General features: G+C 72.0%; 18 protein-coding genes. 7 read left to right on the forward strand and 11 right to left on the reverse strand.

The features are described 5' to 3' along the window. The first annotated feature begins 29 nt into the window (after positions 1-29). Both ACIP93_RS24270 and ACIP93_RS24275 read left to right on the forward strand, forming a co-directional pair. Positions 30-2,270, forward strand: a complete 2,241-nt coding sequence (locus ACIP93_RS24270; RefSeq protein ID WP_401761632.1) for a YcaO-like family protein — start codon at positions 30-32, stop codon at positions 2,268-2,270. Next, positions 2,267-3,538, forward strand: a complete 1,272-nt coding sequence (locus tag ACIP93_RS24275) for a SagB family peptide dehydrogenase (protein ID WP_401761634.1) — start codon at positions 2,267-2,269, stop codon at positions 3,536-3,538. The genes ACIP93_RS24270 and ACIP93_RS24275 overlap by 4 nt, the downstream gene beginning before the upstream one ends. A 393-nt stretch (positions 3,539-3,931) precedes the next feature. Here the strand turns inward: ACIP93_RS24275 and ACIP93_RS24280 are convergent, their stop codons facing one another. Beyond that, a complete protein-coding gene (locus ACIP93_RS24280; protein ID WP_401761636.1) occupies positions 3,932-4,228 on the reverse strand; it encodes a hypothetical protein in 297 nt (98 codons plus the stop codon). Positions 4,229-4,536: 308 nt separating this feature from the next. Between ACIP93_RS24280 and ACIP93_RS24285 the strand changes: the two genes are divergently transcribed. The 3 genes from ACIP93_RS24285 (at position 4,537) to ACIP93_RS24295 (ending at position 7,148) form a co-directional block, all read left to right on the forward strand. Then, the gene (locus ACIP93_RS24285; RefSeq protein WP_401761638.1) at positions 4,537-5,565 is read left to right on the forward strand and encodes a helix-turn-helix domain-containing protein; all 1,029 of its coding nucleotides are present in this window, start codon (positions 4,537-4,539) and stop codon (positions 5,563-5,565) included. Positions 5,566-5,928: 363 nt separating this feature from the next. After that, the gene (locus ACIP93_RS24290) at positions 5,929-6,510 is read left to right on the forward strand and encodes a snapalysin family zinc-dependent metalloprotease (RefSeq protein WP_401761640.1); all 582 of its coding nucleotides are present in this window, start codon (positions 5,929-5,931) and stop codon (positions 6,508-6,510) included. A gap of 158 nt (positions 6,511-6,668) precedes the next feature. Next, positions 6,669-7,148, forward strand: coding sequence for a hypothetical protein (locus ACIP93_RS24295; protein ID WP_401761642.1), 480 nt, complete (start codon positions 6,669-6,671; stop codon positions 7,146-7,148). Positions 7,149-7,157: 9 nt separating this feature from the next. On the opposite strand, the gene ACIP93_RS24300 is transcribed toward ACIP93_RS24295, so the two are convergent. From ACIP93_RS24300 to ACIP93_RS24335, 8 genes are all read right to left on the reverse strand, one after another. Continuing rightward, positions 7,158-7,826 carry a lysophospholipid acyltransferase family protein gene (locus ACIP93_RS24300; protein ID WP_401761644.1) on the reverse strand — a complete coding sequence of 223 codons (669 nt, stop codon included), beginning with the start codon at positions 7,824-7,826 and terminating at the stop codon, positions 7,158-7,160. Positions 7,827-8,064: 238 nt separating this feature from the next. Next, complete coding sequence (locus tag ACIP93_RS24305) at positions 8,065-9,162, reverse strand: DUF1996 domain-containing protein (RefSeq protein ID WP_401761646.1); 1,098 nt, start codon at positions 9,160-9,162, stop codon at positions 8,065-8,067. Positions 9,163-9,239: 77 nt separating this feature from the next. Next, on the reverse strand, positions 9,240-11,414 hold the full coding sequence (locus tag ACIP93_RS24310) for a discoidin domain-containing protein (protein WP_401761648.1): 2,175 nt from the start codon (positions 11,412-11,414) through the stop codon (positions 9,240-9,242). Between the two features lie 232 nt (positions 11,415-11,646). Next, entirely contained in the window at positions 11,647-13,839 is a 2,193-nt protein-coding gene (locus ACIP93_RS24315; protein ID WP_401761650.1) for a discoidin domain-containing protein, read from the reverse strand. Positions 13,840-14,094: 255 nt separating this feature from the next. Then, entirely contained in the window at positions 14,095-15,450 is a 1,356-nt protein-coding gene (locus tag ACIP93_RS24320) for a GH1 family beta-glucosidase (RefSeq protein ID WP_401761651.1), read from the reverse strand. Between the two features lie 100 nt (positions 15,451-15,550). After that, entirely contained in the window at positions 15,551-16,390 is an 840-nt protein-coding gene (locus ACIP93_RS24325) for a carbohydrate ABC transporter permease (RefSeq protein ID WP_345226761.1), read from the reverse strand. Positions 16,391-16,418: 28 nt separating this feature from the next. Further along, positions 16,419-17,420, reverse strand: coding sequence for a carbohydrate ABC transporter permease (locus ACIP93_RS24330; protein ID WP_401761653.1), 1,002 nt, complete (start codon positions 17,418-17,420; stop codon positions 16,419-16,421). A gap of 13 nt (positions 17,421-17,433) precedes the next feature. Continuing rightward, positions 17,434-18,747 (reverse strand): ABC transporter substrate-binding protein, encoded by a 1,314-nt coding sequence (locus ACIP93_RS24335; RefSeq protein ID WP_401761752.1) that lies wholly within the window; start codon positions 18,745-18,747, stop codon positions 17,434-17,436. 195 nt (positions 18,748-18,942) lie between these two features. Between ACIP93_RS24335 and ACIP93_RS24340 the strand changes: the two genes are divergently transcribed. After that, positions 18,943-20,250, forward strand: a complete 1,308-nt coding sequence (locus ACIP93_RS24340) for an ROK family protein (RefSeq protein WP_401761654.1) — start codon at positions 18,943-18,945, stop codon at positions 20,248-20,250. 828 nt (positions 20,251-21,078) lie between these two features. Next, complete coding sequence (locus ACIP93_RS24345) at positions 21,079-21,675, forward strand: DUF2165 domain-containing protein (RefSeq protein ID WP_401761656.1); 597 nt, start codon at positions 21,079-21,081, stop codon at positions 21,673-21,675. A 370-nt stretch (positions 21,676-22,045) separates the two neighbouring features. Here ACIP93_RS24345 and ACIP93_RS24350 read toward each other — a convergent pair whose 3' ends face one another. Beyond that, positions 22,046-22,489, reverse strand: coding sequence for an SSI family serine proteinase inhibitor (locus tag ACIP93_RS24350; protein WP_345226178.1), 444 nt, complete (start codon positions 22,487-22,489; stop codon positions 22,046-22,048). Between the two features lie 1,044 nt (positions 22,490-23,533). Beyond that, positions 23,534-24,817, reverse strand: coding sequence for a peptide ligase PGM1-related protein (locus ACIP93_RS24355; protein ID WP_401761658.1), 1,284 nt, complete (start codon positions 24,815-24,817; stop codon positions 23,534-23,536). Between the last annotated feature and the right edge of the window lie 155 nt (positions 24,818-24,972).

Below are 24,972 nucleotides of genomic sequence, written 5' to 3' on the forward strand. Positions count from 1 at the left end.
CCCTCGCCCCGCGCCAGGAAGGCGGACCCATGGATGCTGAGACGGAACTGCGGCCCGACGTACGACTCGTACCGCGCGACGACATGCTGTACGTCTGCACGAGCACGGGAACGCTACGGGTTCCGGCCCGGCTCCCCACGTCCGCCGAGGACAGCGGCACCGGTGCGCGGCCGGACACCGTTGCCCTGCGCACGGGCGCCGTGCCCGACGCCGTGGTGAAGGGTCTGCGCTCCCGGGGACTCGCGTACGACAGCGGGCGGTACGTCCACCCGCTCTACGGCGAGCTGGCGGTCGGCGGGACCCGGACGGTCGCCGTGGCACCGCAGGCACTCGGCGACGAGCTGGGCACGCTGCTCGGACGCGTGGGCGTACGGACCGTGCCGGACGGCGCCTCGGAACGGGCGGCCGTCACCGTACTGCCGCTCACCCTGCCCGAGGAGCAACTGGTACGGCGGACGGAAGCGGCGCTGAAGGGCGGTACGCCCCTCGTCGTGTACCTGAGCACCCCCACCCGGCTGCTCTTCGCCACCCTGACCCCGCCCGACACCCCCTGCCCGGTGTGTCTCGTACGCCGCCTGCGCGCCAACCACTCCTGGCAGGCCATCGCCGGCCTCCCCCTGGACATCCTGTTCGGCGCCGCGCACGGCGACGGATGCCCGAGCACGGTCGTCGCCGCGGGACTCCTCGCACACGAGGTGCTCGTGCTCCTGGGCACCACACCACGACCCGCACCCGGCGCACCCGCCGGCACCGGCCACGGCGCGCCGAGCCACCCCGCCCGCACGGTGTTGACCGAGCTCGCGCACGGTTCACTCCAGCGCACCGAACACCGGCTCTTCCACCTGCCCGGCTGTCCCGCCTGCGCGGATCACGTCACGCCGCTCGCGCCTTCCGGCCCCACCCCGCACGAGAAGGACCGCACTGCCGCTCCCCCCGGGAACGCCGACGAGGCAACGGGGCGGGACGACGCGGCCTGCTGGGAGCGGATGCGGCACGCCGTGGACCCGCTCACCGGCATGGTGCCCCAGTTGCGGGTGGACGAGTGCGACAGCGACCTGGGCGGTGCGACGTACGCCCGTACCGCGGGCATGACGAAGACGAGCTGGTTCTCCCCCGTCACGGCGGAGGCGCGCGGCGGCGCGGTCAAGAGCGACCCGGTGACCGCTCGCGTCTGCGCGGTGGGGGAGACCCTGGAACGCTACGCGGCAGGCGTCTACGATCCGCGCCGGCTGGTGCGCGCCTCGTACACCGAGCTGGGCGAGGACGCCGTGGACCCCCGTGCGCTGCCGCTGGGTTCGGCCGCGGAGTACGCCCGGTACAGCCGTCTCGCCCCGTGCGACCCGGACGCGCGGATCGACTGGGTGCCGGGCCGGTCACTGGTCACCGGCGGCGTCCGGCACGTCCCCGCGTGCGCCGTGTACCTGCCGTACCGCTTCCCGCCGGGACACCGCGCCTGGTACGACCCCATCTCCACCGGTCTCGCGGCCGGCAGCGGCTACCACCACGCGGTGCACGGCGGGCTGATGGAGGCCGTCGAACGGGACGCCACCGTCCTCTTCTGGGAGAACCGGCTCACCCTGCCCACCCTCGACCTGGACACCCTGCCCGAAGGCCCGGCCCGGCGCATCGTCGCCCGGATGCGGGACCAGGGCGTCTCGGTCACCGCGAAGGACCTCACGACCGATCTGGGCATCCCGGTGATCGGCGTGCGCTTCCTCCGCCACACGGAGAGGCGGCCCGTCGTCACGCACGCCGCGCGCGCCGGCCTCGACCCGTACGCGGCTCTGCTCGGAGCGCTGGAGGAGGGGTGTCTGGGCTGGGCGGGGGCCCGGTTGTGGCAGGAGCACCTCGACGCCGGTGAGTCGATTCCGGGTACCGACGACGTGCTGACCTCGCTCAAGGAGTTCTCCCTCTACTACTGGGCGCCCGACCGGGTGCGGCACCTGGAGTTCTGGGACGAGGGCCCGGTGCGTGACGCCCCGGCGCCGCGCGCGCAGGACGGCTTCGGGGCGGAGGTGAAGGAAGCGGCCGGGCGGCTCGCCGCGCGGGGGTACGAGGCGGTCGCCGTCGACATCACCCCCGTCGACGTCACCGAGTGCGGCGTCACCGTCGTCAGGACCGTGGTGCCCGGACTGTGCCCGATCACCCTGCGCAGCGACTTCCACCGACGGGGCGGGCCGCGCGTCTTCGACGCCCCCGTGGCCATGGGCGTGCGCAGCACCCCGCTGACGGAAGCGGAACTCAACCCGCTGCCACTGCCGTTCCTGTGACCACCACGAGCACCCCCGGCCCCTCCCGCAGAGAGGACGCGAACGAACCAGTGAAGTCCCGCGAAGACGTACAGCAGCACCCGCCGGCCACCGGCCCCGGGCACGGCACGGGACAGCCCGTCCGCTACTTCCGCAACCCCGACGTACTGCTGGAGTGGCAGGACGGGGCGGGGCCCGTCCTGATCGACTGCCGCCGCTGGCGCAAGTTCGCCGCCGGCCCCCGCCTGCTGGACCTGCTGAATGTCCTCGACCGCCCACTGACCGCCCCAGAAGCGCACACGAAGTGGAACGGTACCGACGGGCACGCCGCCGAAGGGGAGAGCGGTGGCGGACACGACGACAGGCGGGAGGGCGGTGAGGGACACGACGACAACGGAGACGGCAGGGGGGACGCCGGCGGAGCCGCGGTGGCGGCGACCCGGCGGATGCTGGAGCGACTCGCCGACGTCGGCCTGCTGCGCACCTCCTCCCGCGCGGCCCCGCCGCCCCTGGGACTGACGCCCTACGATCTCGCCGCTCACGCACGGGCCGGGCAGGGGACGGCAGACGGCACGGGACGGGGCCCCGCCCCCTCGGCACGGCTGCGCCACCCCGGCAGCGGCGACAGCGTCGTCCTCGCTGCGGAGGACCGGCTGCCCAGCGGGTCGCTGCGCGACGTACTCGACCGGCGGCGTTCCCTGCGCGGCTACGCGCCGTCGCCCCTGCCACTGGGCCTCCTCGGGGCGCTGCTCGGACGTTCCGCGCGTGTCCGCGGCCGTCTCGGCCCCGCCGAGTACGAGCAGACCCAGCGTCCCTCGCCGTCCGGCGGCGGGCGGCACAGCATCGAGCTGTACGTACTCGCCCGCGACGTCGAGGGCCTGGTCCGGGGCGCCTACCACTACGACCCGTTCGAGCACGCTCTGCACCGCCTGGCCCCATGGGACGAGGAGGTGGCCGAGGTACTGCGCCAGGCCGTCACCCTCCCCGCCTACCTGGACGAACCACCGCCCGTGGGCATCTACCTCGCCTCCCACGCGGCACGCACCGGCTGGAAGTACGAAGGGCTCGCGCTGAGCCTCGTCTACCGGGACGCCGGCTGCCTGCTGCAAACCCTCTGCCTCACGGCGACCGATCTCGGACTCGCCGCCTGCCCCACCGGCACCATGCGGCCGACCGGACCGGTGAAGTTCCTCGCACCCCATCAGGAACTGCTCCTCCACGTCGGGAATCTGGCCCTGGGACTGCCCCGCCCCGACGCGGCTCCGACGCCTCCGCAGCCGTTGGTCTGAGTGTCCGGGGCAGCGGATGCCCCCGGGGACGGGGGGGGGGCGGGCCCCCCCCCCCCCGGGCGCCCCCCCCCCCCCCGGGCCCCCCCCCCAAACCCCCCCCCCCCCCCCCCCCCCCCCCCACGGCCGCCCCCCCCCCCCCCCCGGGGCCCCGGGCCCCCCCCCCGCCCCCCCCCCCCGGGCCCCCGCCCCCCCCGGGGGGGGGGGGGGGGGCGGCGGGGGCGGGGGCGGCCCGGGGGGGGGGGGGGGGCCCCCCCCCCCCGGGGGCCCCCCCCCCCCCGCCGCTGCGGCCGCGCTCCGAACCCCGCCCCCCGACTCCGGACCGCGTGGCCGTCGCAGGCTGTCGCGGTCTACGGTTCGCGGGCCCGGCAGGCGCGGTCCACGACTCGACGGGCGTTACGAGTCCAAGTTGACCCAGAGGTGGTAGTTGCTGGTGGTGCTGCTCTTCTGGCAGTACCAGTCGGAGTAGACGGAAGCCCGCCCGTCCGCTTCGCAGGCACGCTTGGTGTGGTAGGTGCCGACGTCGGTGTACTTGCGGGCCATCTCCGCCCCGGCTTCAGCCCCGTCGGCCGCGACGGCCGCCGTCGTGCCCACCACGGAGGGCACGGGAGCCGCGTGTGCGGCGGCCACCGGTCCGGCGGCCAGCAGAGCTGTTCCCGCCACGAAACTGGCGAGCCGTGTACGAGTACGCATGGTGTCTCCTTCGTCGGTTCTTCGCGTGCGGATACCTGGGTTCGGGTCACTGGGTGCGACACCGCCCGGCCGGCGGTCCGGCCCGGGAGGCAGCGGAGGCTCCGTTGCGGAGACGTCCGAGCGTGCCTTCGGGTCCCGGGGCGGTGACCGGGACCGGCCGCCGCCGACAATGGCCGCCCGGGCGGAGGCACGACAAGACGATCCGGTGTTCGTGTCTGTTCGGAACGGAGCTCACCTCGTTCCGTCCGTGCCCGAACACGGCTGATTTGGGCCCTGCACCTGAGCGACCAGTGGGTCATGCTGCGGTGATGGAGCAGAAGGGGGACGGCTGTGACGACCCGTCGGCGGAAGCACCGCAGCCCGCACGGACCGGGACTCCCGCCGAGTTCACCGCCTCCCTCCGCGCGCTGCGGCTCTGGAGCGGGCTGACCTACCGTCAGCTGGAGGCCAGGGCGGGCGCACGCTCCGACACCCTTCCGACCAGCACCATCGCGACCACCCTCGGCCGCGTCACCCTGCCCCGCGAACAGTTCGTCGACGCCTTCACCCGCGCGTGCGGACTGAGTGACGAGGACGTACGCGAATGGCGCGAGGCACGCCGGCGCATCGCCACCACCGGCCCGGCGTCGGCCACGGCCGACAGCGACGACCGTCCCGCCGCCCCGCCCGCGGGCGCCCCGGCACGGATTCCGCGCTGGCGCCGGGCCGCCGGACTGCTCGGTGCCGCCGGGATCGGCGTCGTCGGCACCCTGGGCGTCACCGGTCTGCTGCACGCTTCCCCGACCCCGGGCACCCTGCCCGAGACGGCGGTCGCCGGACTGCGCATGCCGGCCGTGGGCAGTTGGGCGCGGATCCACCCCGCCCGCACGCCCGAGTTCTGCCTCACCGAGGGCCGGGACCGCAGCGGCCGGTACGCCACCGCGGTCGCCGCCCAGCGCCTCTGCACGAAGGAAGCACTGCCGCAGGTGTTCCTCGAACCGCTGAGCGGGAACGCCGTGCAGATCCAGTGGCACCACCCGAAACACGGCATCGGCTGTCTCACCGTCCTGACGGACGGACCGGGCCGCGACCTGATCGAACCCCGTGACGGCTGTGCCGACACCGATCCCGCGCAACAGTTCCGCCTCGAACTCCTCGGCCCGGCTGCCGCGGCCCGCTTCCGTATCCGCCCGGCCGTCACCGGCCAATGTCTGGGCCTGCGCGGCCAGGACACCCAGGACGGCGCGGAGGTCGTCCACGGCCGCTGCTCCGGTGCCCCCGACCAGGACTTCCTGATCGCCTTGACCCCGCCCCCGCCCCCGCCGTCGGCCGCGGACAGCACCCGTCCGCCACGGTGACGGACAACGGACAGCACCCGTCCGCCAACGGTGACGGACAACGGACAGCGGAATCCGTGACCGCGCTCGCCGTCTTCCAGCGAGCGCGCTGCGACAACGAAGGGTCGATGCCGAACTGCCCCGCCGGGCACGGAGAACGCTCCCCCAACCGCCCTCCCCGGGCATCAGGTGCATCCACGGGTGTTATGACCCACTGGCATTGGCGGCAGCCGACGTGGTGCTCCACACTCCCCACCAGGAAGCATTGACAGTGCATTGACAAGACGGGGGCGCGCTCCTCCCGCAAGGGGTCGCCTCCGCTGCTCGCGCCCCCGCCCCCCGGGGCCTCCCCCTGGCTGAGACCAGCCTGATGAAGGGATCGTCATGTCCCGCTCGAAGTGGTTCGCCGCAGTCGGCACCGCCGCAGCCCTCACCGTGCTCGCGGTGCCCGCCGCGTACGCCGTGCCCGCGCCCGCGACGGCTGCGCCGACCGGCGCCTCCGCAGTCACGACCCTCTACTACGACGACAGCCTCGCGCGTGGCTGGGAAGCCGCCGTCGCCGCTGGAGTCGCCTCCTGGAACGCGAACACCAGCAAGGTCAAGCTGGCGAAGGCCGGCCCGGGCGCCCGCGCCGAGATCCAGATCGTCGCCACCAACGGCTGGCCGCAGGCCACACTGGGACCGGTCCGTCCCGGCGGCCGGGCCAGGGTGGAACTCGGCAACCAGGCGGTCGCCCAGGGCCATGACAAAACACGCATCGCCGCCCACGAAATCGGACACAACCTCGGCCTGCCGGACACCAAGCCCGGACCGTGCTCCCAGCTGATGTCCGGTTCCAGCGCCGGCACCGGCTGCAAGAACTCCGTCCCCAACGCGGCCGAACGGGCCCGGGTCGAGTCCGCCTACGGCATCCGTGCCGCCACGCACACCCACGAGGAAGGACACCTGCTCGTCGACGCCCGCTGACCGCCCGGGGCACGGATGTGCCCGCCTGCCGCGCCCCGCCCGACGAGTTGGTGCGTGAACAGGGGGTGAGGCGTGTTCGGCTTGTCCCTGGCCTGTTGTCAGCCGTTGTCGGCGCGGTCGGGGACGAGGCCGGCGATGGCGCGGTAGGTGCCGGGCAGGTGATCGCGGCTGAGGTCGAGGCAGCCGTCGTCCAGGAGGACCTCGGCCACCGCACCGACGGGCCTCCGGTCGTGCCGCACGACGCGTTCGCCGCGCACGGCACCGACGGGCCGAACGGCATGCCGGGGCCCGCCTCCGAGCCCGTGCGCGCACTGTCTGCCGGACGTCCCGACATCGCTGAGCAGCTCCTGACGCCGTGGCAGGTGCTGTTCGGTGCCGGGCCGCGCCTGGAGGTCTTCTCCCACGGCACCCCGGGCACCGGGCCGGGACCCCCCCCGGCTGGCCGCCCGCTGTGCACGACCGACCCGCGGGCCGACGCCTCACCGGTGAAGGACGTGAGCCCCCGGGCGGCCGTCGCCGGGCGCGCCCTGGCCGTGACCGCCGCCAAGGACTCCTCTTCGCCCTCGACACCCGGAAGCCGCCGAGCACGGGCTGACCAGGGTCATTCCAGCCCCTGGAAGGCCCCGGGCACGGGCTGACCCGGCAGGTCACACGGTGAGCGTGACGGGCAGCCCGGCGATGCGCGTCGCCGCCGTGCGCCAGGCCGCCGTCACCGCCGCGTGGGCGTGCGCGGTACGGGCCGCCAGGTCGTCCCCGGCCGGGCGGATCGCCGCACCGACGTGGACGTGCAGCCGGGGCCGCCGCAACGGAGCCGTCGCCAGCCCCGCGAGCTGCTTGGCCACGCTCCCGGAAGTGATCCGCCGGGCCCCCGCCTGCCCGAGCGGCACCACGGGCGCCCCGGTGCGCTCCGCGAGGCGGGCCAGTCCGCTGCGGAAGGCCCCCGGCGCGGCCTCGCCCGCGTCCGGACGGTCCGGGATGCCGCCCTCCCCGTAGATCAGCACCACCCGGCTCTCGGCGAGCGCGTCGGCCGCCAGGTCCAGCGCGTCGGCCGCCCGGCGCGAACGCCGGTGCACCGGAATGTGCCCGCCCTCCTCAAGCACCCGGCCCAGCACCGGCACCCGCCACAGACCCGCCGCCGCCATCACGGTCGGCCGCACCCCCAGCCCGCGGAGCGCGGCCAGGACGAGCGCGGGGTCGGCCAGTGAGGTGTGGTTGGCGGCCACGATGCTGCCCGGCACCACCTCGGCCCCCGGGTCCGCGCTCACGGACAACCGTCCGGCGCAGGGCACGAGAACACCGGCAAGACGGCTGAGCATCACAGAACCTCCAGGTCAACGGCGATGTCCTCATCCTGGGCGCCCCGGCAGACCCGGACGTGAGTACCCGTACTCAACTTCCCCCGTGCGTACGGAGACCGGCACCCGCCCCCGCCCTCACCCTCCCCCCCCCCGCACGGCGGTCCGGAAAGACCAGTTGGCCGCCCGGCCCGAACCGCGTGGCCCGGCAGCCCCCGCCCGTACGCGCAGGAGGGGCGGCCGGGCCCGGGACCTGCGGCTACGGGAGCCGGTAGTCCGCGTTCAGCGCCGCTCCCCTCTGCGGCTGCGTCTCGTCGTACCCGCGCGCGTCGCACTGGAGACCGCCGACGACACAGTGGTCGACCAGGGCCTTCAGCGTGCGCTCCTCCCACGCGTTGAAGAAGTCGTAGTGGAAGGAGTAGCCGCGCCCGCTGGCCAGCCTGACCTTGCTCATGTCGCCGTTGACCGGCCACGCCATCTTGAACTCGATCATCGGCAGCGCGACCGGGTGCGAGGCCGGGCACATGTTGTCGTTGGTGCCGGGCTTCACGACGGGGTACGCCATGTGGCTCTTGTGGTCGGGCGTGTCGAGGTACTTGCCGTCCCAGCAACTGGGCGCCTGCATCCGCAGGTTGAGCTGCACGTCCGGCCGGCTCGGGCAGGTCGCCGGAATGTCGGTGTTGAAGAAACTGTCACCGCATTCCCAGCCCTCGACGAAGCCCTTGTGCGCCCGGAACTCCGAGGCGCTCTGCATCGGGTCGCCGACGACGAACCGCAGCCCCTTCGGGAAGGGGCGCACACTGGTGTAGTCGGTGACCCCCGACTTGTAGTAGATCGTCTGCGGACCGGTCGGCATGACCTTCTGGTCGCCGTTGTACAGCGAGGGCATCCAGTACGCGGACGCGTCGGCGGGCGCCCTGCAGGAGGTGGTCCCGCCGTGGAGGCTCGCGGTCGTACTGGCGGCGTTCGTCGACGTGTTGCCCATGAACGTGTGGTCGTGGGACCTGCCGAACTGGCCCGGGTAGACGATCGGGTCGTCCGGCGCGGTGTGCGTGGCCGCGCAGTTGGCCTGGAACTCGTGGAAGTACGCGCGCGGCGGCGTCCTGTCCGACGGTGTCACCCCGGTGACCTGCGGGACGGCCGGAATGAAGCCGTCCCCGTCGGGGTCGTCGCCGGAGGCCCTGGTGGAGGGGGCCATGTGGTGTCCCGCGTGCGGAGCGGCTGCCGCCGGGACCTTGGCGCCCTGGTCCGGAGAGGCCGTGGCGACCGTGGCGACGCTCAGTGCGCCGACCACCGTCGCCGTGCTGACGAGCAGTAAGGACAGGCCGCGTGACCTGGATTTCCTGTGTGTTCGCATGGGGTCTCCCGCCCATGTCGAAGGGGTGGGTGGACGTGCGGTGCGGCCGGGCCCCGCACGGCGGCGGGGCCCGGTGGTCAGCTGTGGATCCCGAACTCGCGCAGCGAGTAGCCCCAACCGGTGCCGCGCTGCGTCAGGTGGAGCCGGACGTGACGGGCGCTCTCCCGGAGGGCGATGGTGTCGACGTCACCGTTGCCGGTGGTGGTCGAGTGGACCGTGCGCCAGGTGGTGCCGTCGTTCGACACCTGCACCTCGTACGCCTTCGCGTATGCCGGGTCCCAGACCAGCTGGATCGTGCGGATCGCGGTGGGCGCACCCAGGTCGGTCCGTATCCACTGCGGATCGGCCCAGTCGCTCGCCCAGCGTGTCTCCTGCCTGCCGTCGACGGCGAGCGCCGGGGCGCACGGGCAGTCCCCGTACGAACCCTGGAAGGAGGAGGCGGTGGTCGGCTTGTTCAGCGCCACGTTGGTGCCGGTCACCGGCGGGGCGACCACCTTCACGGACTTCGTCTCGATGCCCGCGTTGCCGCGTCCGTCCTCCGCCTGGACGTACACCTTCCACACGCCGAGCTTCTCGGGCGCGGTGACGGCGAAGGTGCCGTTGCCGGTGGAGCGCCACTGGGCCTCGACCAGGCGTTTGTCGCCGGTGGCGTAGTTGCCGCTCAGGTAGATCCTGTAGGTGATCGGGTCGCTGTCGGGGTCGCGCACGTCCGCCCGTACGGTGAACTCGCCCCCGGCGGGGGCCGAACCCGCGGGCGTGACCGCCATGCCGCTGATCACGGGCGGCGTGTTGTTCCCGGCCGTGCTGCCCGTGTACGCCTTCTTCACCGCGTAGTACGAGAGCCGCTTCAGCCCGTCGGGCAGCAGGTTGAACCACACGCCGCCGAAGTCGTGCTCGGTGCCGTAGTGGAACATCGTCGCGCCCAGCGCCACGCCCTGATGACCCGTCACGCACCCCCAGGCCCTGGTGTAACCCTCGGCCTTCTGCACGTCGGTGGGCTCGTCCGGGACGCCGTTGGCGTCGTCCGGCACCTCCCACTCACCGGCCGGGCCGGTCTCGGTGACGAGGTACGGCTTGGTGTAGCCGCCGTCGATCCAGTCCTGGCGGACCTTGCACATGTTCCCGTAGGAGTTCATCGAGTACAGGTCGAGGTCGGGGGCGTTGCGCCGGTAGTACGGCCACGCGCCGGTCCACGCGTCCGTGGACGTCACCGGGTGGTCCGGGTCGATGGAGTGGATCTTCTTGGCGACGTCGTTGACGAAGGAGGTGTACGCGTTGCGCTGCGCCTCCAACTCCGTACCGCCGTAACAGTTCTGGAGCCCGAGCACCGACTCGTTGCCGACGTTCCACATCAGCGTCGCCGGGTGGCTCTTGTACGCGTCGACCCACTTCGCGAACTCGTTGAGCGCGTTCGTCTTGTACGCCGTGTCCGTGACGTAGTCGACGCAGCCGCCGCTCCCGGGGCCGCCGCCCGGCTGGAGCCAGAAGCCGTTGACCACGCGCAGGCCCTGCGCCGCCGCGCTGTCGAGGAGCGGCCCGGTGGAGCCGTCGGTGCCCCAGGTGCGGATCGTGTTGACGCCCATGGACTTCACGTCGGGCAGGTGCTTCGGGGCGTCCGCGGCGGACGGACCCCAGGTCAGGCCCTTGACGGTGTACGGCTGGCCGCCGACCGTGAGCCGCCAGGCGCCCTGCGAGCCGGTCACCTCGACCGGGCCGCCGGGCGGCGGGTTCGTCCCTCCGTCACCGCCGTGGACCTGGAACTCCCAGAGCGAGTAGCCGTATCCGCCGGAGCGCGCCACGCCCTGCATGCGCACGTACCGGCCGGAGCCGGTCACGGCGAGGTCGTCGGTGCCGCCGTCGCCGCCGGAGACGGTCTTCAGGGTGCGCCAGGTGGTGCCGTCGTCGGAGGCCTGGATGGCGTACGACCTGCCGTACGCGGACTCCCAGCTCAGCACCACCCGGCTGAGGCTGCGGGTCGCGCCGAGGTCGACCTGGAGCCATTCGGCGTCGGCCCACTTGCTGGCCCAGCGGGTGCCGGTGAGGTTGCCGTCGACGGCGGCCGCCGCGGCGAGCCCGTCACCCTCCTGGGAGGAGGCGGTGGCCGGCCTGCCCTGGGAGAGCAGGGTGTCGGCCGCCCCGGCGGAGGGCGCGGTGGCGAGGGTGGCGCAGGAGGCGAGGAGTGCCCCGAGGGTGATCAGCGCGACGGGACCGCGCACGTGGGGCGGGGTGAGGGGGACGGGTGGACGGGTCATGACCGCTCCAGGGGGAGGGGAACCGGGTCCCGGCAGCCCGAAACGTGTGCATGGCATGCACCTGCCAAGCAATGGGGGGCGGGCGGCCTGCGGGAACCGGGCGTCGGACGGTGCGGGTCGGGCCTCTCCGGGCCGGGGCTCGCGGGAGGCGAGGCGCCCGGCCCGGAGAGGGGCGGTGCGCCCGGACGCGTGTCAAGTGGTACTGCACGCCGGGCAGTTGAGGCGTCGGCCGTTACGGGAAGGAGGTGACCGTCGACGGAACGGTCGAGGTTCCCGAAGTCGGCGCGCCGGTGTCGTTCACGACGTGCTCGAACTGGCCGTTGCCGCCCAGCGAGACGGTGAGCAGGCTGTGGAACTTCACGCCGGGCTTCACCGGCACCTTGAACCCGTGGTCCTGACGGATCGTCGGGTCCACGTTGTAGTAGCAGTAGCTGCCCAGGCCCCAGCCCTCGTGGACGTCGACCGAGTCGTCCACCCGGTAGGCGGCGTAGCCCTTGGTGGCGCCGTTCTGGATCGCGGCCTGGTTGGGGGCGTCGTACGCCTTCTCGTTCTGGAAGAAGATCGTCCGGCCGCGCTCGCCGTACCACTCGACGTCGTACTTGTTGAAGTGCTCGACGAACAGGCCGGTGGCCAGTACGTCGTCGCCGTTGACCCGCAGCCCGTAGTCGGCCCGGTTGGTCTCCCAGCCGACGCCCTCGCCGTGGTCGGCGCGCCAGATCCAGGTGTGGTCGACGACGGTGTCGTCGCTGTTGACCACCATGCCGGTGGTGGCCTTGCCGGGACCGGCCCCGCCGATGCGGAGGTAGACGTCCTGCACGGTGGTGGGGTTGGCCGCGTGGTCGGCGGACGCGTTCTGCGGGCCGACCTCCAGCAGGGTGGGGGAGTTGACCGGCCCGGCGTCGATCAGGAAGCCGGCCAGGCGGACGCCGTCCACGTCGGCGACCTTCATCGCGGTGACGCCGTTGTCCGGGATGATCGTGGCCAGGCCCAGGCCCAGCACGACAGTGCCGGCCCGGTTGATCTCGATGGGCCGGTCCACGTGGTAGACGCCCGGGGTGAACAGCAGGTGCAGGCCCTGCGCCACGGCCCGGTTGAGGGTGGCGGCGGTCGCGCCCGGCTTGACGACGTAGAACCTGCTCAGCGGGATCGACTCACCGGCCGGGGTCCCGCTCGCCCAGGTGGTGCCGCGGGCGTTGGTGCGCTTGGCGGGGGCGAAGACCTTGTACTCGTTGCCGTCGAGGTAGAGGAAGGGCTTCTCGCGGGAGACCGGGGTGGTGTCCAGGGTGGTGTAACGCGGCTCGGGGAAGCCGGTGGCGGGAGCGCCCTCCGTACCGGAGAAGACCTGGTTCCAGACGGAGTTGGACCAGCCGCCGATGGCGCTGTCGCGGGTGTACCACTGCTGCTGCGAGTAGTTGCCGACCTGGCCGTCGATCTTGCTGTCGGCGATGTAGCCGCCGCTGGCCCAGCCGTAGCCGTCGGGAGCGAGGTTGAGACCGCCCTTGACGTGCATGCGGCGGAAGGAGGCGGCCTGGGAGACCGCCCAGCGGTTGGTGCCGCTCACGGGGTTGAGGGTGAGGTTCTCGGCGGAGCGCCAGAAGTTCTGCGTGGCGTTGCCGTTGAACCAGCCCGCGTCCACGGTGACGTCGCCGTGGAAGGTGGTGTCGCCCGGCCGCAGGCCGAGGCCGGCGATCTGGGTGTAGAAGCCGATCTGGGCGTTGAGGTTGCTGTACGTGCCGGGCTTGAAGAGCAGGGCGTGGCGACCGGTGCCGAACTGCGCGGACTCCTGCTCCTTGAAGATCTGGTCGACCTTGGACTGGATGCCGGGGGTGGCGGGGTCGAAGACGTGCACGTTCGGACCGAGGTCACCGCCGCCGGGCAGCGTCGGGCCGCCGTCGGTCCCGCCGTACACCTGGAACTCCCACAGGGAGTAGCCGTAGCCGGTGGCCCGGGTCAGGCCGAGCATCCGGACGTAGCGGGCGGTGCCGGTGACGTTCAGGGTCTCGGTGCCGCCGGGGCTGTTGGCCGCAGTGTGGACGGAGGTCCAGTCGGTGCCGTTGTCCGACAGCTCGATGCGGTACGACTTCGCGTGCGCGGCCTCCCAGCGCAGGACGACCTGGCTGACGGCCGTCGGCGCGCCCAGGTCGACGCGGATCCACTGGGGGTCGGCGAAGGCGCTGGACCAGCGGGTGCCGGTGTCGCCGTCCACGGCGGCGGTGGCGGGGGTGCCGCCGCTCTCCTGGCTGGAGGCGGTGACGGGCTTGCCCTGGGAGAGCAGGACGGGGGCGGCGGAGGCCTGGGTGGAGGGGAGGAGGACGAGCAGGACTGCGGTCAGGGCGCCGGCGAGGATTCCGGCGAGCGTGCGGCGAAGGGCGGGTGCCGGTGGCCGGAGCGCGGGTCTGGCGGGGGGAGTGCCGACTGCGGGCATGAAGGGTCTCCTCGGATTCCCGTGCGGGTGATGTGGGGTGGTGCGAGTGGCGCCGTTCCTCGGGGTGGGTGGCTTTGTGGGTCCCGTGCGGGCCCGGTCGTCCGGGCCCCTTCAGGGGGCGGGGGAGGCGACGGGGGAGGGCGGCCCGTCGTCCAAGGGAGCTGGGGAAAGGGCGTTGGAGGGTGGCGTCGCCGCCCAAGGGGGCCGTCGCCGCCCGAGGCGGCCAGGGAGGAAGGGGGGAAGTGGGGAAGTGGGTCAGGGGGCTGTGGCGGCGCGGTGGGCGCGGATCAGTTCCGCGTAGCGTCGGCCGCTGGCCTTGACCGTGCGCCGCTGGGTCTCGTAGTCGACGTGGATCAGACCGAAGCGCTTGGCGTAGCCGTACGCCCACTCGAAGTTGTCCAGCAGCGACCACGCGTAGTACCCGGCGAGCGGCGCGCCCTTGCGCAGGGCGCTGGCGCAGGCCGCCAGGTGCTCCTCCAGGTAGCGGGTGCGCTCCGGGTCTTCGACGGCGCCCTCGGGAGTCACCGTGTCGGGGAAGGCCGAGCCGTTCTCGGTGACGTACAGCTCGCGCACCCCGTAGTCGTCGGTGAGGCGCATCAGCAGCGTCTCCAGGCCGCCCGCGTCGATCGGCCAGTCCATGCCGGAGCGCGGCACGTCCGGCAGCCTGATCTCGCGGGCGTGGATCGGCCCGCCGGGGTCGTCCTCGACCGTGACGGGGAAGTAGTAGTTGACCCCGTGCCAGTCGAGGGGGGCCGCGATGATGTCCAAGTCCCCCTGTCGTTCCGGGAGTTCGACGCCGTACAGCTCGCGCATGTCCGTCGGGAAGCCGCGCCCGTGGACCGGGTCGAGGAACCAGCGGTTGATGTGCCCGTCCATCCGGCGGGCCGCCGCCAGGTCCTCGGGGCGGGTGCTCGCGGGTTCGACGGGGGAGTGGTTGGTGACCAGGCCGATCCGCGCGCCGGGCACGGCCGCCCGTACCGCCTGCGCGGTGAGGCCGTGGCCGAGCAGCAGGTGGTACGAGGCGCGGACGGCGGCGGTGAGGTCGGTGAGCCCGGGGGCCATCACGCCGTCCAGGTGCCCGATCCACGCCGAGCACAGCGGCTCGTTGAGGGTGGCCCACTGGGAGACCCGGTCGCCGAGCCGCCCGGCGACCGCGCTCGCGTACGAGGCGAGGTGCTCGGCGGTCTCGCGGACCGTCCAGCCGCCGCGTTCCTGGAGGACCTGCGGCAGGTCCCAGTGGTACAGGGTGACCGAGGGCCTGATCCCCGCCTCCAGGAGTCCGTCGGTCAGCCGGTCGTAGAAGTCGATCCCCTTCGCGTTGACGGGGCCGTCGCCGCCGGGCACCACGCGCGGCCAGGCCACCGACATCCGGTAGGTGTCGAGACCCAGTTCCTTCATCAGGGCGATGTCCTCGGGCCACCGGTGGTAGTGGTCGCAGGCCACGTCGCCGGTGTCGCCGCCCGCGACCTTGCCGGGCGTGTGGGAGAAGGTGTCCCAGATGGAGGGGGAGCGGCCGTCCTCGGCGACGGCGCCCTCGATCTGGTAGGCGGCGGTGGAGGCTCCCCAGGAGAAGCCCTTCGGGAAGGCGGAGAGGTCGGGCGATGCGGACACGGAGGACCTTTCGGTGGGCGGGGGAGGTACGGACGGGCGCGCGTGCGTACACGGGCAGCCGCGTCTGACGTACCGTCACCAAATGTGGAACAGAAGGGAGTTACTTGACCGCACCGGCCGTGAGGCCGGCGACCAGATAGCGCTGGAGGAGCAGGAAGCCGGCCACCACGGGGATGCTCACCACGAGGGAGGCGGCCATGACCTGGTTCCAGTACACGTCGTTCTGGGTGGCGTAGCCCTGGAGCCCGACCGCGAGGGTGCGGGTGGTGTCGTTGGTCATCACCGAGGCGAAGAGCACCTCGCCCCAGGCCGTCATGAAGGCGTACACCGCCACCGCCACGATGCCCGGCAGCGCGGCCGGCACGATCACGCGGAACAGCGCGCCGACCGGCCCGCAGCCGTCGACCTTCGCCGCCTCGTCCAGGTCCCGGGGCACCGAGTCGAAGTACCCGATGAGCATCCAGATCGAGAACGGCAGCGAGAAGGTCAGATACGTGACGATCAGGCCGATGCGCGAGCCGAAGAGGGCGATGCCGGTGGCGTTGCCGATGTTGACGTAGATGAGGAACAGCGGCAGCAGGAACAGGATGCCGGGGAACATCTGGGTGGAGAGCACCGTCACGGTGAAGGCGCGCTTGCCGCGGAAGTCGTACCGGCTGACCGCGTACGCCGCGAAGACCGCGATGACCACCGAGCAGACCGTCGCCGCGCCCGCCACGATCAGGGAGTTCACGAAGTAGTCGGCGAGCGGGACGGTCTTCCAGATGTCGAGGTAGGGGCGGACGGTGAGCGAGGAGGGAATCCACTGGAACCTTCCCGTCACGTCGGCCAGCGGCTTCAGCGAGCCGGAGACCATCACGAAGACGGGGAGCAGCACGAAACCGGTGAGCAGGGCCAGGAAGATCCTGCGGCTCCACAGGAACGAGCGCGGGGCCGCCATCGGGGAGCGCGGCGTGGGTCCGGGCATCTCAGACCTTCCTTCCTCGGGAGCCCCGGGAGGTGATCGCCAGGTAGACACCGGTCACGACCAGCAGGAACAGCAGCAGCAGGACCGACATGGCCGAGCCGGTGCCGAAGTTCCAGGTCTGGAAGGAGGACTGGTAGATGTGCAGCGAGATCAGGTCGGCCGACTCGGGCGCGGCCTTCCCGAACAGCACGAACGGCGTGTTGAAGTCGTTGAAGGTCCACAGGAACAGGACCAGGACGAGGACCTGGTTGACGGGTGCCAGCGAGGGCATGGTGATCTTCCGGATCTGCTGCCAGATCCCGGCCCCGTCCAGCGCGGCGGCCTCGTACAGGTCGCGCGGGATGTTCTGGAGCCCGGCCATCAGCATCAGGAAGGCGAACGGCCAGCCCTTCCACACCGACACCACGAGCAGGGTGACGAAGGCGTTGTCGCCGATCAGCCAGAACGAGCTGCCGTCGGTGAGGCCCAGATCGCTCAGCACGCCGTTGACCAGCCCGTTGTCCCGCTGGAACATGAACGCCCAGGTGATGACGGCCGCGTACACGGGCAGGGCGTAGGGCACCAGGAAGATCGTGCGGAGCAGCCCGCGCCCCCGGAAGTCCTCCTGGAGGAAGATCGCGGCCGTCACGCCCAGCAGCCAGCACAGGCCGACCGACAGGACGGTGAACAGGCAGGTGGTGACGAAGGAGGCGAGCAGCGCCTTGCCGACGGGAGCGTCGAAGTCGACCGAGACGCCGTAGTTGTCGAGTCCGGCCCAGGGCGCGGTGCCCCAGTCGCGTATGTAGAACTGCGTGAGCTCCTTGAAGCTCACGACGATGCCGATCACCATCGGCACCAGGTGCACCAGGAGTTCCAGCAGCAGAGCGGGGAGCAGCAGCAGGTACGGCAGTCCGATCCGGCGGAGCCGCCCGAAGCGCGGCGCACGGGGGGCCGGCGCTCCGGACGTGCTCCCGCCCTCGCGGACCGCCCGCTCGTCTGCCCGGGGGGCAGCGGTAGTGGTCATGAGGGTTCCGTACTCACTTCTTCGGCATCTGCTGCTGGGCCTTGTCGAGCTTCGCCCTCACCGAGGCCCCGGTCACCGGACGTCCGGCCGCCGCTTCCGCGAACAGCTCCTTGACGGCGGTGCCGACGACCGTCTCGAACTGGGACTCCTCCGGCACCTGCGGCAGGGCCGCCGCGCTGGTGGCGAGGGTCTGGCGCAGCGGGGCGGTGGCGGGCCCGTTGAACGCGGGGTCCTCCTGCGCGGTCTTCACCGGCGGGATGGATCCGTACGCCTTGTTGAGGATCCTCTGCTCCTCGTCGCTGCCCATGAACTTCACGAACTTCAGCGCGCCTTCGGTGTTCCTGGTGTTCTTGAAGACGGCCATGTTGATGCCCGCGACCATGGAGTTCACGTTCTTGCCCGTGCCCGGGGCGCCGGACTGGACGGGCGCGGGGACCACGCCGTACGCGTCGTCGGCCATTCCCTGGGCCTTGAAGGTGGCGGCGGCGGTCTGCCACAGCACCATGCCGGTCCTGCCCTTGGTGAAGTCGCTCAGCGACTGGTTCTGCGCGTACTCGGCGTTGCCCGGCGCCACGATCTTGTCGGCGGCCATCAGGTCGACGTACTGCTTGACGGCCTTGACCGCGCCCTCGGAGGTGAAGTCGGCCCTGCCGTCGGGGGTGAAGAAGTCGGCGCCGTGCTGCTTGCCGAGGACGAAGACCTGGTGGATGTTGTTGGAGAGGTTGGAGCCCTCCACGCCGATGCCGTTCCTGCCCTTGGCCTTCAGCTTCTTGCCCGCTGCGGTCACCTCGGCCCAGGTGGTGGGCGGTTTGGCGATGCCCGCCTCCTGGAACAGCTTCTTGTGGTAGTAGAGCGCGTACGCCATCGAGTACAGCGGCACCGCGGCCGGCGGCTTGCCCGGGGCGCCGGTGGAGCCGAGCGCGGAGTCGACGTAGCGGTCCTTGCCGCCGATCTTCTGGAAGGCGGCGTCGTCCCAGTCGAGCAGCGCGCCACTGGCCTGGAGGGAGGCCGACCAGGTGTTGCCGATGTTCAGGACGTCCGGGCCCTGGCCGGACGTCGTCGCGGTCAGGATGCGGTTGAGCAGGTCGGCCCAGGGGACGACCTCCAGCTTGACCTTGATGCCGGTCTGCTTCTCGAACTTGTCGAGCTCGGGCTGCAGGACCTCCTTGTCGACCTCGATGCTCGCGCCCTGGTTGGAGGCCCAGTAGGTGAGTGTCTTGGGCCGCTCGTTGGATCCGCCGCCGTTCGTTCCGCCGCCGCAGGCCGCCGCGGACAGGACGAGGGAGAGCGTGACGGCACCGACGGCCGCCACTCGTGCGGCTCTGATTCTGGGCATGGCTCCAGGGCCTTTCGAAGAGGCTGAAGTCGCCTGAGCGGGAAGGGAGATGAACGTTCCGCGTTCACTTCCCGAAGCCCCTCATGGCTTAATTTATGGTGTGAGTTAAACCTCAAGGGAATGTCGCGTCAAGGGCTGTGGCAGAGGTATGTTGCGGTCAGGTTTCGAGAACATGGGGGACGAACGATGGCCAGTGGCGGACGGACTGTGCGTGACCTGCGCAGGGAGAACCGCACCGCGGTCCTGCAACGGTTGTATTTCGACGGGCCGATGAGCCGGTTCTCGCTCGGCCCCGCCACCGGGCTGAGTTCGGGCTCCGTCAGCAACGTGGTGACCGAACTGGTCGCCGACGGCCTGGTCGAGGAGGCCGGCAGCGTGGACTCCGCGGGCGGGCGTCCGCGCATCCTGCTGCGCATCGCCCCCCGCAGCGGCTATCTGATCGGCGTCGACATCGGCGAGACCCGCGTCCGCGTCGAGCTGTTCGACCTCGCCCTGTCCGAACTCGCGCGCGTGGAGAGGCCGTTGGAGGCGGGCGGCCCCCACCGCACCGACCGCTACGACGTCAACGTGGTCGTCGCCCACCTCCGCGACGGCATCGACGAGGTCCTCGCCCGGGCCGCCATCGCCCCCGAACTCCTCCTGGGCGTCGGCGTCGGCGTCCCCGGCATCGTCGCCCGCACCCCCGAGGACGGCGCGGTCGTGCACGGCCAGACCGTCGGCTGGGACGCCGTCCCGTTGGAGAAGCTGCTGCGCGAGACCGTCCAACTCCCGGCATCCGTCCCGTACTTCATCGACAACGGGGCCAAGACCCTCGGCCAGGCCGAGATGTGGTTCGGCGCGGGACGCGGCGCGCGGGACGCGGTCGTGGTGCTCTTCGGCTCGGGCGTCGGCGCCTGCGTGGTCACCGACGAGATCAGTCCGGGACGCGGCCTGGAGTGGGGGCATCTGACGGTACGGGTCAAGGGCCGCCGGTGCCGGTGCGGGGCGCTGGGCTGCCTGGAGGCGTACGCGGGGGCCGAAGCGCTCCTGGACCGCTGGGCGGAGGCGGGCGGGCGGCCCCCGGTGGGCGCCGACGAGGAGACCGCGCTCACCGCGATGATCGCCGCCGCCTACCCGCCGGACGGCGACGGCGTCCCCGACGCCACGGCGCTCGCCGTCCTGGAGGAGACCGCCGAATACCTCGGAGCCGGGTTCTCCGACCTGATCAACCTCTTCCAGCCCGAACGCATCCTCGTCGGCGGCTGGGCGGGCCTCCAGCTCGGCGCGCGCTTTTTGGACCTGGTGCGGGCCCACGCCACCTCGTACGCCCTCAGCCACCCGGCGAGCCTGGTCACCGTCAGCCTCGGCACGCTGGGCCCCGACGCGGTGACCGTCGGCGCGGCGATCCTGCCGCTGGCCGACTTCTTCGCCCGGGGCGGCCACCCGGCCCCCGCCGAACCGCAGGAAACGGCTCCCGCCTGGCACCGCACGCTGCGGGAGCGCACCGCCACCTGAGTCCCCGGCGTGCCGGTGCGGGGCGGGGCCCCTCGCACTGCGGGCATGGCTGTTCACTCACTCCTGGCGCCGGAGCGGCCAACGGACCACCGCGTCGAAAGGGCGGGCTCCGCGGGTCCGGTTGGCTGATCGGACGGACGGCCGGAGCCGATGGCGGCCCACGGCGCGCTCCCGCCCGCCTTCGCCCGCATCCACCCCCGCTTCGGCACACCCGCCTTCGGCACCGTGTGCTGGGCGGCCGCGACCGCGGTGGTGCTCGTCCTCCTGACCGCGCTGTCCGCGGACTTCCTGGGCGACGCCATCCTCTGCCTCGGCCTGCTGATCGCCTTCTACTACGGGATCACCGGCCTCGCCTGCGCCTGGTACTTCCGCGGCCAACTGCGGGACTCAGTACGCGTGTTGATGCTCAAGGTCGGTTCTCACCGGGGCGTGCTGGCAGTGCGCTGTGAGGACATTCCGTGCCGGGACGTCCAACGAACGGCAGCAGGCCCCTTTCACGCAGACGATGTGCTGCACGTCCCCCGCCCCTCCTCGGGGATCACGTACCACAAGGCGGCAGGAAGTCCCCGGTCAGCCCGTTGTCGAAGCGGACGCGCTCCGCGAACGCGACGTACGACCGCACCGCGACCGCCGGCAGTCCGTCCGCCGCAGCATCCTCCCTGACCTCACCTTGCCACCCGCCCTGCGGGACCGCTCGCCTACCCATCCGTTGTGCCGAGGCACGATAGTGGTCACCAAGCAGGACGGTTGGAAGGCCCGCGTACGTGAAAAGGAACAGGCACGACCCGTGGTCCGACTGCCCGCGGGGCGACGAGGGAGGAAACAGGCATGGCACAGGCCCATCGACCGACCGGCACCGGCTCCGGGCCCCGTTCCCCGGGAACGGCCCCGGCCGCCCCGCGCAACTGGTTCCTTCGGCTGGGCGCACCGCCTGTCGCGGCGACCGCACTGACGGCGGCCGTCGCCCTCTACATGTCCCTGGTCGCGTTCGGGAACATCACCGATTTCGGGACCAACCAGCAGTTCGTCCAGCACGTCCTGAGCATGGACACCACCTTCAAGGACCCTGACCTGATGTGGCGGGCAGTCGAATCCCCCGCCGTTCAGAATGCCGCCTACGTCACCGTCATCGCCTGGGAGACGCTGACCGCTTCCGTGCTCCTGGCCGCTACCTTGTTCTGGATCGCGGGGCTGCGTCGCGACGCGTACGATCTCGCCCGTGCGGCCAGCACCGTGGGTCTGGTCATGATGCTGCTGCTCTTCGGGATGGGCTTCCTTGCCATCGGCGGCGAGTGGTTCGCCATGTGGCAGTCGTCCGACTGGAACGGTCTGGACGCCGCGGCCCGCAACGTCGCACTGGCTGTCTTCACGCTCCTCGTCGTGCACCTGCCCGGGATGCGCCGGGCGGGCGCGGCGCGGCCCTGAGACGGGCCGGGCAGCGGGCGAAGAGGGGCGGCAAGCCGGAGCCCGGCTTGCCGCCCGGAGCCGGGGCGACGCGGACGCTGCCGACGCCGGTGTGCCTGCACACGGTCGTCGGCGACCCCGGAGAAACCCGTGCATCGATGGATGCCCGCCATACCGTCGACGACTCCGAGTTCCGCGAGCTGGAGGGGGCGAGGAAGTCGGCCGGGCGCTTCAGCCGGCCGCCGCCGTATCCAGCGAAACATGTCATCGGTGAGGCGTTTGCCGCCCGCCGGGGAGGGCGGGCGGCAAACGGGCTCGAACACCCCACGGCGGTGTCCGCGGCGGACGCTCCAAGATCCGTGGGGCGGAGACGGGCAGCCAGGGGTGACCGTCAGAAGGAGTAGAAGGCGCTCTCGGCCGCGTCCTTCAGGCAGGTGTTGCCGAAGGTCTCGACGTGGTGGACGCGTGCCCCGCGTAAGACTCCCTCAACGGTCACGGTGACGGGATCCCACTGCTTGGTACACGCCCGACCGGGTGCGGGAGCGCTCAGCGCGGCGAAGTCGCCCTGTACGGCGTTGAGTTCGGCGCAGGCCGCCCGGGGGGCCGGATGCGTGCCGGCGACGGGAAGACAGGACAACGTCACGGCCCGCTGCACGGCGGTGTCGTGTTCGGCGTTGCCCCGGTGGACCGAGAGGACCAACGCGGTCGGTGCGTAGGGGCTCACGGTACTCGGGTGCGGAGCGCCGCTCCTGTCGGCGGCCTGCGCGGCGGGAGTGAAAGTCAGCCCGGTCAGGGCGACAGCGGAAGCAAGGGCCATTCCTGCGAGGATGCGCATGGAAATCACCTTTCCCTTCGTGAGGGTGAGGTCGGCTGGGAACGGCGTCAGTCTTGCCGCACAGCCCATGCGTCCGCACATCGGCCCGACGGAATTCGGAAGCTCACCCCTTTCCATCACGGATGAAAGGCCGAGGCCCCCGCCGCGCGCCGTTCTCGGACGGTACGAAAAACTCGGCGCGAAGACGCCATGAAGTAGTGGAAATTGGCCAGGGACAGGCACAATCACGCCGAGGTCGCCGGGCAGCCGGACACCGGAGGGGCGGGACAGATGCCGCGCCCGGGTTCCGCAGTTCGGTCAGGGCGTGGAGTGGCGGGGAACGGCATCTGGGCCATGTCCACTCTCTGATCTCTGACCGATGGCCCCGTCGAGGGCGGCGTCCTGTAACTCCAGTGATTTTCCGTTACGCAATGGCGGGGTGATCCGGCCCGCGTGCGCGGAAGACGCAAGGCCGGCGTATGAGCGGGGGATTTTGGGAGAAGCGGGGCCGTATCGCTGGCGTATCGGAAAACGCATACGGCATCGCAACGGTGACTCCCCTTTGTACGGAGACACGGATTCCGACAACAGGCACCCCGCCCCCCCCATGCCAGAGGCGCTGAGGGGCCGCCTGGAAACCCTGCCGCACTTCCTGACCGCACAAGGTCAGGGAACCGGAAGAACCTGGAGGAGCGAACAATGAGGTCACTTCTTCGACCGGCCGCTTGTCCGCTGGCCAGGAGCAGCGCCACCGCGGTACTCCTCTTGGGCTCCGCCGCCACCGCCCAGGCCGGCGCACTCTGCCCGCCGTGCCCCGGTGGCTGTGCTCAGACGGTGCCGGACGGCTTCCAGGTTTCCGCCGCCCCGCAACAGCGAGTTCGCCCCGCGGCGCTCTGGCGGCTGCATCAGTGGGCACCTGCCACACCTGCCGCGGGCACCGAGGGCAACTGGGAGCCCCACTGAGGCCGCTCCGTCCGCTCAGACCCGTCAGCTTTCCGGGGCACGGCCCTGGCGCGTTGCCGGCGGTGCGAGTGAGCACCCTGTCCGTGCGGGCTGCCACTGCCATCAGACGGACACGAAGCCGAGGGCTCCCGGCAGGCGGTCCTCCAGCTCCGTGAGGCGTGCGGCGTGCGGGGCGATCACCGCGTACCGCCAGGAATGGCCGTCCGCGGGCTCGTCCGCGTAGAGGACGACACCCGCGCCGTGTGCGGGGTCGAAGGCGAGGCGGTGTGCCGCCAGCCGTTCGAGAGCCTCCGGGAGTCCGAAGCGGTGCCGCGCCCTGCCCTTGCCGAGCGCCCACGTCGGGTGCGCGGGGCCCGACGCCGCCGTCAGGCGGGTGACCATGGCGTGGGGCGTGGTGGTGGCGGTACGGCGGATGTTGCTCTCACTCGCGTACAGCCGTCCGTCCTCCGTCACCAGGGCGTCCAGGCTGAAGGGCCCGGCGTAGCCGTACTGTGCCAGGTGCCCGCCCAGTTTCGTCCCCCACTCCTCCAGCTCGTCGACCAGGTGCGCCCACTGCGGCGGGAGCGGGGAGAGGTAGCCCGTGAAGGACCCCTGCACCGTGCGCATCGCCCCGTGGAACACGGCACGGGTGCCCTCGGCCGTGTTCTCCAGTTGGATGCTGACCGATGCCGCCACGTCGAGGCACTCCTCCACCACCCACAGGCCCTCGGCGCCGCCCACGGCCGCCAGGGGCTCGTCGGCCCACCACCGGTCCTCCCGTCCGACGAAGCGCAGTCCGTGTCCCCCGGCGGAACGGTCGGGTTTGACCACCACCCGTGGGTACTTCTCCAGGAGGCCGGACACGGTGGCGGGGGTCTCCGCCCGCCGGCAGACGTCCCCGGCGGGCAGCCGCATGCCCAACTGCCCTGCCACGTCGCGGAATCCCGCTTTGGTGTTCAGCAGCATGGTGACCTCCAGGGCGGCCCCGGCGGCGTCCACCGTCGGGAACGGGTGCACCGTGACCCCGATCTCTCGTGCGAACCCGATGGCGGAGGCGTCCAGGGCGGTGGGCAGCAGAACCGTACCGGGCGCGGCGGCGAGCGCCCGCACGCGCTCGGTCAGTTCGGCCTCGCGCACCGCCTGGGCCAGCGGCACGGCCCCGGCCGGGGGTACGTCCAGCACCGTCACTGACGCGGGCGGCATGCGCAGAAGCGCGCAGGCGTAGGCCATGAACGCCTCGCTGAGCGGCAGGGGCGTCACCAGTACGTCTCCCGGCCGCAGGGTCCAGATCTTCCGGGGTGCCTGCTGGGCCCAGTGGGCCAGTGCCTCGCTCTCACCGAGGTCCACCGCGAGATCGGACAGGAAGTTCGCGAAGACCACTCGGGGTGTCGCATGGACATCGTTCACCGCAGTGCCTCTTCCAATTCGTGGGGGGGAAGACGTGCCGCTTCGCTCCGGTTCCATCGGCTCCACGGTTGACGCACGCCGGAAGTCAGGGACGGAGTGTGCGGTCCTATTGTTCCCGCGTGCTCAGGCGGCCGCTCCCCGCGACACCGCGCCAC

It is taken from the genome of Streptomyces sp. NPDC088745 (genome assembly GCF_044751045.1).
Lineage (GTDB): Bacteria > Actinomycetota > Actinomycetes > Streptomycetales > Streptomycetaceae > Streptomyces > Streptomyces cremeus.